Raw genomic sequence first — 11,860 nt, 5'->3', positions numbered from 1 at the left:
TGTCGTTAGTCATCTTTCTTTCTTTTTAGAGGATAAATTTCAGGGGCAGGCGAGACTCGTATGAGTCACGCCTGCCCCTGCTTGGAACTATCTATTTCCCGACAGCCCCCTGCTTGGAACTATCTATTTCCCGACAGCCCCCTTTTCTGGTTCTGCTTTTATACGGATACTCTGTTATTTTTTTCAGACTTTAATTTTTCTGTTCCTTCATTCTCTCCATCTCCTGCCGGATCCGCTCCACCGGCATCGACTCCCTCCTGATAGCTCTCATCCCGGATTGTCTGTTCATATTCTTCCTGATCAAAACTTGTCAGTATCATTCCGATTACCTCCGCTCTGTTTTTCACAAGAATATCGCTCAGGATGTTCCGTAGATACGGATTTTCTGCGTCTCCACATAGCTTTCATACAGACGGCTGAAATACAGCAGTCCCCGCAGGGGAAGGTTCGGACAGAGGGTGCTGTTGTGTTCATACAGGTTCATCGTTCCGTTGATAAGGAATGACTTATCGTTCCGCATCCCCAGGAAGATCACATCTTCAAGGGTATTCACTTCCAGATCGTCCGCATTCGTATAGTCCGTACCGTTTAATGCATTGTAAAGATCCAGAAGATCTTCTTCATCTTCAAATACCTTGCAGAACAACCGGTCTTTATATTCCCGGTTAGCCCTGCGCCTGCCTTTCCGAGTCGATATTCTGTTTTTCTTTCTTTTTCTCATCTCTATCTCCTAATTATAATGACTCTCTGCCGTTTCTGGCAAGTGTTTGCGTAGTTATCCCGGGATTTTTCACGCTGAAAGCTACCTTTCATATATCCGCCGACCTTCCGGCTGTGCAGGTATGAAAAGCAACTGCTTTAACTGTAAGGTAGGATAAGATTATCATATATCACGCGTCGCGTTCAATGTGTTTTTTGTTGATAACCGGATTTTTTTGTCGATAAAGATGTGGATTACTGCATCATATAATCTCGTATACTCATTTTCCCGTTTACTTCCAACGCAAAATAAAAACGCCGCAGAATTCATCCTCCACGACGTTTTTTAGGCTTTTATCCCCTCTTATTTTTCAGCTTTCGAATTCTCTTCCCCTTTCATTTTCTCCATCTCCTGCCGGATCCGCTCCACCGGCATCTCCAGTTCCTCTGCTATCATTTCCACAGCTTTCCCTTTTTCCAGTTTCTTCCGAATCTGCATCCGAAGCAAATTTTCTGCTCCCTCCTGATAGCTCTCATCCCGAATTGTCTGTTCATATTCTTCCTGATCAAAACTTGTCAGTATCATTCCGATTACCTCCGCTCTGTTTTTCACAAGAATATCTCTCAGAATGTTGCTTTCTATACACTCATCCACCGCTTCCTCAACAGCCCTATCCAACGTCTTTCCCTCTGCCAGATATTTTCTCACATTAGAAACCAGGATGGAGTACTCTTCCAGCCTACGGCATTTCTCCATCAGCTTTTGGTTATGCCCATAATTGATATTCAGAAGGACTGCCCGGCATTCCAGCGCCGGTTCCATATCTTTCTGGATATATGCATCTGACAGCTGCAGCGTCATCCGATCTTCCGCCTTTGCAGTCCCGTTATAAAATACAATAAACTGGGGTGTCGGCAACTGGATCAGAGTCCGCCCGTAGATACGGATTTTTTGCGTTTCCACATAGCTTTCATACAGACGGCTGAAATACAGCAGTCCACGCAGGGGAAGGTTCGGACAGAGGGTGCTGTTGTGTTCATACAGGTTCATGGTTCCATTGATAAGAAATGACTTATCGTTGCGCATCCCCAGGAAGATCACGTCTTCAAGGCTATTCACTTCCAGATCTTCCACATTCTTGTAGTCCGTACCATTTAACGCATTGTAAAGATCCAGGAGATCCTCATCCGATTCAAATACCTTGCAGAACAGTTGATCCTTATATTCCCGGTTAGCCCTGCGCCTGCCTTTCCGAGTCGATATTCTGTTGTTCTTTCTTTTTTTCATCTCTACCTCCTAATTATAATGACTCTCTGCCGCTTCTGGCAAGTGTTTACATGTGTTTCCCGGGATTTTTCTCACTGATAATTACTTTTCATATGTCCACCGCTATCTGGCTGTACAGGTTTGAAAACTGACTGCTTTATCGGTTAGTGTAGAATAAGATTAACATGCATCACGCGTCGCGTTCAATGTGTTTTTTGTTGATAACCACACTATTTTGTTGATAAAAATGTGGATTACTGTTTAACAAATACCGTTATATCAAAAAGGACATATTGCCAGCACTCCTTCTCGCAATATGTCCTCATTATGCTTTTTACATTCTTTTCGTTTTTCTATTATTTTTCTTTCTGCTCCATTGCCAGAAACTGAAAATCAGCATATCCTTCCTGATTTTCCTCACCAAAGCTAAAAAGCGCAAACCTGTATCCGGCAAAATGTTCCAACTGATAATTCATCTGCAGATATCGTTTTCCGGCCTTCCATATTTCATTATCTTCCGAATACTCAAACCATGCTCTGTCCCGTCTTTCCCGGAAATCAAAGATAATTCGCAGATATACTTTCTTTCCTTTGATTTCTTCCAAAGACTCCTCTCTGACAATCGCCGTCCCGTCTTTTCTGTGATCCTCACAAATTCCCTGAACAATCGTTCTTGCTCCGGAGTTTCCTATACGGATCCCGATATATCCGTATGTGTTTTGAAATGCCGCACATCCGGCAAGTTCATTCTCCTTCATTCCTTCAGTATCCAGGAGCACTTCTCCACAGCACCAGGGTTCAATCGTCCGAAGCGTCAGGATATTTCTGGCTCTTTCAAGTTCAGAAGCCGGATTTTTGTTTTTTAAGCGCAGCCAGCCTTTTCGCTCTGCCACACTGAAAGCATCCTTATCCGGATTATGATTCCACTCCCACATGGAGTCCATCTGCTGCGGTATATGCAGAGATTTACTTTCACCTTTTTTTGAGATGTGCAAATTTTCTTCCAAATCTACTTCCAGTTGTTTTTCTACTTTTCCTTTTCTGCCCAGTTCCGGCCAGCCATCCTTCCATGTAACTCTCACAAGTACCGGACATCTTCCCACTGCGCCCCTGTCCTGAAACAGCATGGCGTACCATTCTCCCGCCGGCGTATCAAACACTCCGCCCTGGGCTACTCCCTCATTTCCATATTCCATACAGTCATCTAAAAGAATCCTGCCCTCATAAGCACCAAGCAGGGTATCGCTCCGGTAGCACCACTGAATCCTTCTCCTGCCCTTGGGCCACTGAATCAGAAAAAGATAATATTTCCCATCAATATACTGAAAATGACTTCCTTCGCAGTTCAGCCCTTCTACCTGCGGCGTATCAATCAGAATTTGGTGAATTCCATCCTGCCGGATATCTGAACAGTTTTCTTCCAGTTCCTGTATCCAGATCGTTCCGTTTCCATATACAAGATAAACTCTTCCATCTGTATCAAACAACAGTGACGGATCATGGTGCATTCCTTTTATAACACTGCGCTGCCAGACACCATCCTCAATATTCTCCGTACAATATATGTATGTCTGCTTTCGGTCATTGCAGTTGAAACATACATAGTATTTTCCCTTATGATACCGCATCGATGTTGCCCAGGCTCCCGCACCATAGATCGACTTTCCATTTTCAAGTTTATGTGCTTCACAGTCCGAAAAAGTATCGTAGAGATAAGAAATCACTTCCCAGTTCTTCAAGTCTTTCGATTTCATGATCGGAACGCCCGGCATAAAATGTGTGGATGTGGTGGTCATATAAAAACTGTCGCCAACACGTATTACCTCCGGATCCGGATAGTCCATTCTCAAAACCGGATTGGTCACTACTGTCTTCATGTCTTTTTCTCCCGAATCAGTCTTTGTTATATGTGCCATTATTCAAGATATTTTTCCTGATTTTGGAACACATCCTTCATTGCATAAATATTTTCCGGCGGGACATCGAACGCTACCGCATGGGTTGGAGCGGCAATATAACCGCCTCCCCGCTTCATCCCTGTCATCAAATGCAATACCTCCGTACTCGGTCATGACGATTGCCTGCCCCTGATACTTATGTCCTTCAGCAAACAAAATCCTGTTTTCAGGAATCCCATTCAGAATGTTCTCCATATCATCGTACTTTTCCATAGTATGCGGAAGCAGAGAATAATCATGAACAGCACAGATATCCGTATCTTCAATCTGCTCCCATCCATCATTTGCACTTACCAGACGAGTCCCATCTATCGCTTTCAACAGATGAACCATCATTTGTGCATAATGCTGCTGATGTGGTTCCGTCTGGATATTTCTTACTCCCCAGCTTTCATTGACAGGCACCCATGTAACGATACACGGATGATTAAAATCGCGCTCTACAAATTCTGTCATTTCCCGCATGGACCGTTTCACCATCCGGTCATTATACCGGTAGGAGCTCGGCAGTTCTCCCCATACAAGAAGCCCCAGTTTATCGGCCAGATAATAATATTTAGCTTTATGTGTTCAGTATATCCAAATATACTGTGTTTGTCAACATTCAAGCTGTTGTCAGAAGCGGGTATTATTGATATCCAGAACGCAAACGGAACCAAGGGCATCCAAAAACTGTGCTCACTGAAAAATCAGCGTTTCATGCTTTACCTCGCCTCTGATAAGAAAATATCCGATTCCTACGAAACAGAAATACCTGTGGGCAGTTATTCTGCCTATGAGGTTCGTCCCACATGTGGTCTTGCCACATCGGAACATGTTATCGGTCATTTTGATAACCCGGTTTTCTTCGACGATCCGGAACGTATTTTTGCCAATATTATCTGGTTTTTCAGCGGATACCTGGAATATAATATTCCCAATTATCTGGAAAGCAACCAGAAACTGACCGAAATCCGTATTTCACAGGAGATCTCCTCAGAGGCTCCGGGAATCTGCGAAAACTGGCCCAGCGACATTCATTTTACAATCAACGGAATCTCCGCGGGCGCCTGGACATCCCCCGGTGATTTCGGACTCCACAGAGGGATCTATTCTCCTTCCTGGTGGCAGGATGGTTATAATCAGTATGGACTGCTTAAGACCCTTCACATTAACTCCGAAGGATGTTTTATTGACGATGAAAAAATCAGTGATCACACCTTAAATGATTTCAATATTCAGAAAGGCCGCTCGTTTAAATATCGTATTGGTGTGCCGGAAACTGCCGAAAACGTAGGCGGGTTAACTATATTCGGGAAAAATTTCGGGAATTATAATCAAAGTATCAAAGTAACTCTTATTTATGAACTTACAGGACGGGTATCTTAGATCATATATTTTCCTTTCCACACGGATCAGTAAAAAGACGCCGCAGAGGTTCATTCCTCCACGACGTCTTTTTCTTTATTCTTTTCCTGCTGCCACATCAACTCTAAATTCCGAAATACTCTGCAATTTCTTTCATCCTGCCCGTCTGGTCAACATGGAATGGACAGCGCGAATCGCAGTGGCCGCATCCAATACAGTCGGATGCTTTTTTCTCCAGATTCCTGTAGTGGTCCACAGCAAGTTTATCCCCGGCTTTCGCCAGATCATAGTACTTGTTGATCAGACCTACATCCAACCCTGCCGGACACGGCTGACAGTGATTGCAGTAAACGCAGATGCCTTCTGCCTCCTGCGGGGTAAATGTTTCCAGTACCGAATAATCTTTCTCCTCTGCCGGTGCATCCACAAATCCCAGAATCCGCTTCAGATCCTCCCGGGTACGCACTCCCGGCAGGACTGTCACCACTCCCGGCTTATCCAGTGCATACTGGATACACTGGTACTCTGTAAGCGCCCTGCGAAAAGGCGATGTCTTCGCGTTTAACAACTGTCCGGCGCTAAATGCCTTCATCACGAAAATTCCTACCTGTTCCGCTTCACACCTCCGGTAAAGAGCCATTCTCTCGTCCACGCTTCCGATCGCGTACTCGCCGTGCCGGTAATCATAAGCCGGATTGATACTGAACATCAACATGTCAAGAAGTCCTGTATCCAGCATCTTATAAACCACGGACGGCGTGTGCGAGGACATGCCGATATGGCGGATCACACCGTCCTTTTTCAGCTCTTTCATATAATCCAGGACGCCGTTTTCCATAACCTTCTGCAGATCACCTTCTTCATCAATGCAGTGGATAAAACCAAAATCAATGTAATCGGTCTTCAGGGATCGCAGCTGCCAGTCAACTGACCGTTTGATCTGGTCCAGCCGGGTCGTCCACCCGTATTTTCCGGTCTTATAGTCTGCCCCGAAATGGATCTGGAAATAGACTCTGTCTCGCATCCCCTCGACAGCCCTGCCAAATGCCGGAAATGGTTCTGCATCTGCAGACGCCATATCAAAATAGTTGATGCCGTTTTCCAGAGCCATACTCATGATTTCCTGACATTCTTTTTCCCCGGATGCTCCCATAGAACTTGTGCCAAGTCCGAGAACACTGATGTTTTCATTACCTTTCGGCAATCTGCGATATTCCATTTTTCTTTCCTCCTGAACGCTTCATACTGTCTTCTTTTTCCGGAACAGCCCTGCCGGCTTTTCCTCATACTCCCATTATAGAGGGGTTTCCATTTTCCTGCTAATACTTAATACTTATAGACTCTTATAGCTTTCAGGCATACAATTTACCGACTCACCCTCTTTCCTTTTTTCGCAACTCCGTTTTAGCCGGTTATACCTCTTATTCTGTTACAGCCCCTTCTACTGAAACGGGATTCGGGTCATATACGATTTCTAAAACTCCACCTGTTGTATCAAAAGCTTTTAACTTTGTTCCTATTTGTCCTTTCATATTAAGAAAATCATAAGTTTTTTTCGTATTCTTTTATAATTTCAACATATTCTGGACATATTTCCCTTCTATACTAGGACACAGATAGTTGATAAAACAACTATCATTCCCCCCTCATAAAGCATAGACATCCAATACCCGAAAGGATGTCGCACTTTACTCTCATTCCTTTTTAGAAAACTTATAAAACGGCGGAAACCCGCAGCTCCCGCAGCACAAAAGTGCCCGGGGCTGCGGGTTTCCGTTTGTGTTTTTCCTTTCGTCTTTTCCCGCTTCCTCTCCGCCACCAGTTTTTCCGGACTGTTCAGGCACAGTTCACTCCTGCCGTATATATACACACAATGGCTGCAGGTACTTCCGGTCTGTCCAATCACATTTCTTGCCCACAGCAGACAGAAGTTCTTTCATCCAGGGCTCACATTTCTCCGGACTCTGCTTCGCCACCATCTTCTGCAGCATCCTGCACATGATCCGATCCCTGAAAGTCATCCGGCTCTCATCCCAGGTCCCCCGCCCGTAGAACATCGGGACATCCCTGAGCTCACTGTCCAAATTCCGTTTTTTTACTTCTTCCAGTGCTTTTTCGTCATACGGAGATACCCCCACGCAGAAAACCGCCGTCCTTTTTCCTTTTAACCTGTCCCGATTCTTTTTCAACATACTGATCCCTGATATACCGCCGGCATAAACTGCCCCGGCAAAAATCACCGTATCGTACGCTCCAAGCACGGTCCTGTCGAATTTCTCCGCCTCAGTTATATCGCAGATTATTTCTTTCCCGGCAGAACTGCTTTCCAGTTCGCCCTTCAGCATCTCTGCATACTTCTTCGTCGTTCCATATTTTGACTTATAAATAACCAAAACTCTGCTCATTTTCTTTATCCTCCCTGCCTTGCAGTGAATTTTCCAGCCTTTCCGTTCCTGTATACATCTTCATCATCAGATGAAACAGCGTCTCGATCTCGCCATCTGTATAAACTTCAAAAAAATGGAAGAGTTCCTCCTGATACACAGAAAAAACTTTCCCGAAAAACTGGTTCATTTTCTCCGTTGGCCGGATGCAGAGAGCCCTCAGATCGGTGCTGCTCCGTCCTACCTCAATATATCCTTTCTTTTCCAGAACATTCGCAAGTTTCCTGACATTCTGCCTGGAGCATCCCAGTAACTTCCCGATCTGGGTAAGAGTAATCTCGTCACCGGCCTGTCTCACCATAGTCAGAAGCATAAACTGCTTCAGAGATATTTCCGGGATACGGCTGTCAAACAATGTCTGCAGCCGGTTCCCCACAATAAAAATCGTACTGAAAACAGCTTTAGCCTGATTTTCTTTTGTATCAGAAAATCTGTCAATCAAATCTCTTATTTCCATTCTCTGTACCTCTTAATCTCTCGTCCGTAAAAGTAACTAGTTACCTTTATTTTAAAAGCAATACACCTGTCTGTCAAGTTCATTTACATAAATTCGTTTATTGGAAAATCTGTGGCAAACTGCAAAACTTCATTTTCACTCTGAATCGTAACCAATAATAATGAAAAAATCCCTGAAAGCACTGTTTTCAATACTTTCAGGGATTGTGTTTACTGCCGGTAACCGGACTTGAACCGGTACGGAAAAAAATTCCGAAGGATTTTAAGTCCTTTGCGTCTGCCAATTCCGCCACACCGGCATCTGCAGAATACTGCATCTCTTATTTTCATAAGAGAAACGACCCAGAAGAGACTCGAACTCTCGACCTCCGCCGTGACAGGGCGGCGCTCTAACCAACTGAGCCACTGGGCCTTATGCGAACTATAACTTTCAGTCCGCCAATGGACCTTCGGGGACTCGAACCCAGGACCGACCGGTTATGAGCCGGTTGCTCTAACCAACTGAGCTAAAGGTCCGAACTGATTACTGTTCCCTTAAGAACAAAGCCGATATTCAGGCTCTGCCTGTGATTGATCTGATCCTCCTCGCTTTGGAAAATCATATCGGCCCATCAACCAATGACCCCGACGGGAATCGAACCCGTGTTACCGCCGTGAAAGGGCGATGTCTTAACCGCTTGACCACGGGGCCAAAATGTGCGCGCAAAGAAAAACGCAGTCTTAGCGACGAATATTATCTTACCATACCCCGTGATATTTTGCAAGCTTTATTTTGCGTTCTGTTATTTTGTTCTGTTATTTTTCGCTCCCGTTATTAAATCCTGTTATTTACTCCTTCAGTTTATTGATCCTGTCGATCGAGAACGAAAAAGATTTTTGCCGACGACCTTGCTTCATTGACGGAGCATGCACTTTTTTGGTACAGTGTAACTGATACAGAATTGGGCCGATAATGAAAGGAAGGGTGATTCTTTTGCTGTTCCGGCAAATGAAATATTTTGTGGCTGTTGTAGAATGCAACAGTTTTACTGAGGCTGCAGAACAATGTTATATATCCCAGTCCGCGATCTCCCAGCAGATACGAACGCTGGAACAAGATCTGGGAGTGGAGCTGTTCCATCGGGAAAACCGGAAATTCAGTCTTACTCCGGCAGGAGAGTATTTTTACAGTCAGAGCAAGGGAATTCTGGATGAGGTGGAGGCGGTACGCCGGGAGACGATTCGAATCGGACAGGATGAGGAACTTCAGCTGAGAATCGGATACCTGCGGTGTTACAGCGGTCCGGAACTGCATCAGGCCGTGGCGGAATTTTCCCGGCGCTATCCGGAAGTATCTATCAGCATAGTCAATGGAACCCACGAAGAGCTGTATGATCTGCTTCGTTTCGACGGCGTGGATCTAATCCTCAGCGATCAGAGAAGAGCATATTCCAGTCAGTACGAAAATTATCAGTTACTGCAGTGCGGGTGTTATGCCGAAATTTCTGTAAGGAATCCTCTCAGCAGACGGAATGCCATAGATCTCGAGAGTCTGAAGCATACTCCCTGTATTCTCATTTCTTCCAGAGAGCAGCAGAATACCGAGCAGGATTATTTTCAAAACACTCTTGGATTCGGGGGCAAATTTCTGTTTGCAGAAAATCTGGAGGAAGGCCGGCTTATGGTAGCAGGAAACCGTGGCTTTCTTCCCGTTGAAAGCGTAGGTACACTTCCACCCGCCGGAGCTGCAATCAAGAGGCTTCCTGTCATGCAGAATGGTCAGCAGCTCCAGCGAAATTACTGTGTCTTCTGGAAAAAAGAGCGCACCAATTATTACATAGAAGAATTTGCTGCAATTCTGAAGGAACTTCTCCGCATGGTCCAGACCGGCAGATAGCTATTTCTTTAAAACTTCCTCCACAGGCAGGGGCATAACCCGACCTAAATTTCCGGGAGATTCTGTTTCAACCAGGAGCGTACCATCTCCTGCAGATTTTCCCTTCCATTTTCTGATACATACAGACTGCTCCCTGTCTTCGCTGCCGGACAGAGAGTTCTGATTGCCTGCTCCATCCCTTTATCCTCTCCTCCACAATGGCTGAAAAAAGGAAGAAGTATCTTCCCGGTCATGTCATTTTCCTTCAGCCATGCCACCAGAGGAGGCGCAATTGTTCCACACCAGTTGGGAGAACCGGTAAATACAATATCATAATTGTCAGCTCTTTCGGTAACAGGCAACAGCGCAGGATACTTTCCAGTTCTGTTCTCCATCCTCACCTGACTCAAAAGCTGTTCGAAATCCGCCGGATAAGGCTGCCTGGGATAAATCTGGCTGCGGGTTCCTCCGGTCTGTCTTTCTATCACCTCCGCAATCATGCGGGTTTTTCCGGAATAGGAATAACAGACGACTAAAATGTTTTCTTTCATAAACATAATCCTTTGCCTTTTTTATTTCTGATTCATCAGACTATCTTTTCATCTATTATCCTATGACTTGCCTCTTCTGTCTAATACCTGTCTATTATAGAGAATCATACCTTTTCCGTATGATAGATACACCTTTAATCAGTCATGTCACATTGTTCGCTTCATTTCAAAAGCTTTGAAATCAATATGACCTGTTCCTGTATATGTAAAATAAAGAGCCTGTTTCCCTTTCAGCTTTATAACGGTTTTCCCCTCATAATTTTTCCAGTCCGTCGAGGGAGAAACGAATACACGCTCAATCGGCTCTTCTTCTGGATCTGTTCGTATTTCCATACATCCTTTTCCACTGCCTCTGCGCATCCTTGACGGCAGCATTTCTGAAGGTTTATCTGCCTATCAATGTCACCGATGCTGATCAATGTACCTCCGTATTCAAACGGGCCGAGCGGCCGTTTTCCTTTTGCATAACAAAGCTCATGGCTCAATTCTGAGAAATAAACAAAATAATAGATTTCGTTTATCTTACGCATACTGCTCGCCTCATAAAAAGCATGGCCTTCAAAGCCGGTTCCATTTGAGATCAAGGGGCCGGGAGCAACAAACCTTGGTTCACCTATGACAGTGAGCATATCATCCCGCACAACTCCTGCGAATTTGAGAAACAGATGCTGTCCTGTATCCAGAATGGAGATACTTCCCGCCTTAGGGACCTTCTCTTAGGGCCGCAGAATCATCTGAATGAGGGGCACCTGGCAGAAAAAATGCAGGATATCGATTCTGTCAATGCCCTGCTCTATACTGCCCTGCTGGATTTTGCCGAACGTGTAAGCCAACACAAAACCCCTCAGGGAATGTCGTATGAAATTTATGAAAGTATCCAGTTTATCAATCAGAATGTAAACCGGAAAATTCGGGTAGATGATGTCGCGCGTCACGCGAATCTCAGCCGCTCCAGTTTAAACCGGAAGTTCAAATCCGAGCTTGGTTTCGACGTCAGCCGGTTTATTATGCGCTGTAAACTCGAGGAAGCTAAAAGACTCCTGACTTACTCAGACAGATCACTGAGTGAGATCAGCAGCTATCTCTGTTTCTCAAGCCAGGCATATTTTCAAAATGTTTTTAAGAAACAATATGGGATCACACCTTTGAACTATCGAAATAAAACAATCATAAGTTAACCCGTTGTGCTAGTTAAAATAAGAAACTCCAACAAAATGTGCTATTCTATTTATAGGGAATATAAATAAGAAAGGGGGCATCATTATGTTGAAGTTTCAAAATAA

General features: G+C 44.7%; 13 protein-coding genes and 4 tRNA genes. 3 read left to right on the top strand and 14 right to left on the bottom strand.

Going from position 1 to position 11,860, the window contains the following annotated elements; all coding sequences use genetic code 11:
* Nucleotides 1–158 precede the first annotated feature (158 nt).
* The 5 genes from B5F07_RS22755 to B5F07_RS21785 form a co-directional block, all read right to left on the bottom strand.
* Nucleotides 159–320, bottom strand: a complete 162-nt coding sequence (locus tag B5F07_RS22755; RefSeq protein ID WP_162613202.1) for a hypothetical protein — start codon at nucleotides 318–320, stop codon at nucleotides 159–161.
* Nucleotides 321–358: 38 nt separating this feature from the next.
* The gene (locus tag B5F07_RS21800; RefSeq protein WP_087163289.1) at nucleotides 359–721 is read right to left on the bottom strand and encodes a hypothetical protein; all 363 of its coding nucleotides are present in this window, start codon (nucleotides 719–721) and stop codon (nucleotides 359–361) included.
* Nucleotides 722–1,063: 342 nt separating this feature from the next.
* Nucleotides 1,064–1,987, bottom strand: coding sequence for a hypothetical protein (locus tag B5F07_RS21795; RefSeq protein WP_242972627.1), 924 nt, complete (start codon nucleotides 1,985–1,987; stop codon nucleotides 1,064–1,066).
* 335 nt (nucleotides 1,988–2,322) lie between these two features.
* Entirely contained in the window at nucleotides 2,323–3,843 is a 1,521-nt protein-coding gene (locus tag B5F07_RS21790) for a glycoside hydrolase family 43 protein (RefSeq protein ID WP_087163290.1), read from the bottom strand.
* 42 nt (nucleotides 3,844–3,885) lie between these two features.
* On the bottom strand, nucleotides 3,886–4,404 hold the full coding sequence (locus B5F07_RS21785) for a glycoside hydrolase family 2 TIM barrel-domain containing protein (RefSeq protein ID WP_087163288.1): 519 nt from the start codon (nucleotides 4,402–4,404) through the stop codon (nucleotides 3,886–3,888).
* Between the two features lie 276 nt (nucleotides 4,405–4,680).
* Between B5F07_RS21785 and B5F07_RS21780 the strand changes: the two genes are divergently transcribed.
* Nucleotides 4,681–5,292, top strand: a complete 612-nt coding sequence (locus B5F07_RS21780; protein ID WP_140398074.1) for a hypothetical protein — start codon at nucleotides 4,681–4,683, stop codon at nucleotides 5,290–5,292.
* 103 nt (nucleotides 5,293–5,395) lie between these two features.
* Here the strand turns inward: B5F07_RS21780 and B5F07_RS21775 are convergent, their stop codons facing one another.
* The 7 genes from B5F07_RS21775 to B5F07_RS21745 all read right to left on the bottom strand — a co-directional run bounded on the left by B5F07_RS21775 (nucleotide 5,396) and on the right by B5F07_RS21745 (nucleotide 8,862).
* Nucleotides 5,396–6,490: an aldo/keto reductase gene (locus B5F07_RS21775; protein ID WP_087163286.1), complete on the bottom strand. Its 1,095-nt coding sequence runs from the start codon at nucleotides 6,488–6,490 to the stop codon at nucleotides 5,396–5,398.
* 628 nt (nucleotides 6,491–7,118) lie between these two features.
* Nucleotides 7,119–7,676, bottom strand: a complete 558-nt coding sequence (locus B5F07_RS21770; protein ID WP_087163285.1) for a flavodoxin domain-containing protein — start codon at nucleotides 7,674–7,676, stop codon at nucleotides 7,119–7,121.
* Complete coding sequence (locus B5F07_RS21765; protein WP_087163284.1) at nucleotides 7,651–8,172, bottom strand: MarR family winged helix-turn-helix transcriptional regulator; 522 nt, start codon at nucleotides 8,170–8,172, stop codon at nucleotides 7,651–7,653. The genes B5F07_RS21770 and B5F07_RS21765 overlap by 26 nt, the downstream gene beginning before the upstream one ends.
* Nucleotides 8,173–8,385: 213 nt before the next feature.
* Nucleotides 8,386–8,470: transfer RNA gene (locus B5F07_RS21760), tRNA-Leu, on the bottom strand.
* 39 nt (nucleotides 8,471–8,509) lie between these two features.
* A tRNA-Asp gene (locus B5F07_RS21755) sits at nucleotides 8,510–8,583 on the bottom strand.
* 30 nt (nucleotides 8,584–8,613) lie between these two features.
* A tRNA-Ile gene (locus B5F07_RS21750) sits at nucleotides 8,614–8,687 on the bottom strand.
* 103 nt (nucleotides 8,688–8,790) lie between these two features.
* Nucleotides 8,791–8,862, bottom strand: a tRNA-Glu gene (locus B5F07_RS21745).
* 282 nt (nucleotides 8,863–9,144) lie between these two features.
* On the opposite strand from B5F07_RS21745, the gene B5F07_RS21740 reads away from it, so the two are divergent.
* A complete protein-coding gene (locus tag B5F07_RS21740) occupies nucleotides 9,145–10,047 on the top strand; it encodes a LysR family transcriptional regulator (RefSeq protein WP_087163283.1) in 903 nt (300 codons plus the stop codon).
* 44 nt (nucleotides 10,048–10,091) lie between these two features.
* Here B5F07_RS21740 and B5F07_RS21735 read toward each other — a convergent pair whose 3' ends face one another.
* Together B5F07_RS21735 and B5F07_RS22490 are read right to left on the bottom strand one after the other, a co-directional pair.
* Complete coding sequence (locus B5F07_RS21735; RefSeq protein WP_162613201.1) at nucleotides 10,092–10,577, bottom strand: flavodoxin; 486 nt, start codon at nucleotides 10,575–10,577, stop codon at nucleotides 10,092–10,094.
* Nucleotides 10,578–10,724: 147 nt separating this feature from the next.
* On the bottom strand, nucleotides 10,725–10,910 hold the full coding sequence (locus B5F07_RS22490) for a hypothetical protein (RefSeq protein WP_140398073.1): 186 nt from the start codon (nucleotides 10,908–10,910) through the stop codon (nucleotides 10,725–10,727).
* A 428-nt stretch (nucleotides 10,911–11,338) separates the two neighbouring features.
* On the opposite strand from B5F07_RS22490, the gene B5F07_RS21725 reads away from it, so the two are divergent.
* A complete protein-coding gene (locus B5F07_RS21725; protein ID WP_162613200.1) occupies nucleotides 11,339–11,755 on the top strand; it encodes a helix-turn-helix domain-containing protein in 417 nt (138 codons plus the stop codon).
* Nucleotides 11,756–11,860: the final 105 nt, after the last annotated feature.

The organism is Lachnoclostridium sp. An169, from assembly GCF_002160525.1.
Lineage (GTDB): Bacteria > Bacillota > Clostridia > Lachnospirales > Lachnospiraceae > Mediterraneibacter > Mediterraneibacter cottocaccae.
Note: the sequence above shows the minus strand (reverse complement) of the source record. Positions and strands in the feature narration are given on the sequence as shown.

What these genes read in the sequence shown, in the direction of transcription:
- B5F07_RS21800 (WP_087163289.1), bottom strand. Translation starts at nt 721, where the DNA reads ATGAGAAAAAGAAAGAAAAACAGAATATCGACTCGGAAAGGCAGGCGC.
- B5F07_RS21725 (WP_162613200.1), top strand. Translation starts at nt 11,339, where the DNA reads ATGCAGGATATCGATTCTGTCAATGCCCTGCTCTATACTGCCCTGCTG.
- B5F07_RS22490 (WP_140398073.1), bottom strand. Translation starts at nt 10,910, where the DNA reads ATGGAAATACGAACAGATCCAGAAGAAGAGCCGATTGAGCGTGTATTC.
- B5F07_RS21775 (WP_087163286.1), bottom strand. Translation starts at nt 6,490, where the DNA reads ATGGAATATCGCAGATTGCCGAAAGGTAATGAAAACATCAGTGTTCTC.
- B5F07_RS22755 (WP_162613202.1), bottom strand. Translation starts at nt 320, where the DNA reads ATGATACTGACAAGTTTTGATCAGGAAGAATATGAACAGACAATCCGG.
- B5F07_RS21785 (WP_087163288.1), bottom strand. Translation starts at nt 4,404, where the DNA reads ATGGTGAAACGGTCCATGCGGGAAATGACAGAATTTGTAGAGCGCGAT.
- B5F07_RS21790 (WP_087163290.1), bottom strand. Translation starts at nt 3,843, where the DNA reads ATGAAGACAGTAGTGACCAATCCGGTTTTGAGAATGGACTATCCGGAT.
- B5F07_RS21765 (WP_087163284.1), bottom strand. Translation starts at nt 8,172, where the DNA reads ATGGAAATAAGAGATTTGATTGACAGATTTTCTGATACAAAAGAAAAT.
- B5F07_RS21735 (WP_162613201.1), bottom strand. Translation starts at nt 10,577, where the DNA reads ATGAAAGAAAACATTTTAGTCGTCTGTTATTCCTATTCCGGAAAAACC.
- B5F07_RS21795 (WP_242972627.1), bottom strand. Translation starts at nt 1,987, where the DNA reads ATGAAAAAAAGAAAGAACAACAGAATATCGACTCGGAAAGGCAGGCGC.
- B5F07_RS21770 (WP_087163285.1), bottom strand. Translation starts at nt 7,676, where the DNA reads ATGAGCAGAGTTTTGGTTATTTATAAGTCAAAATATGGAACGACGAAG.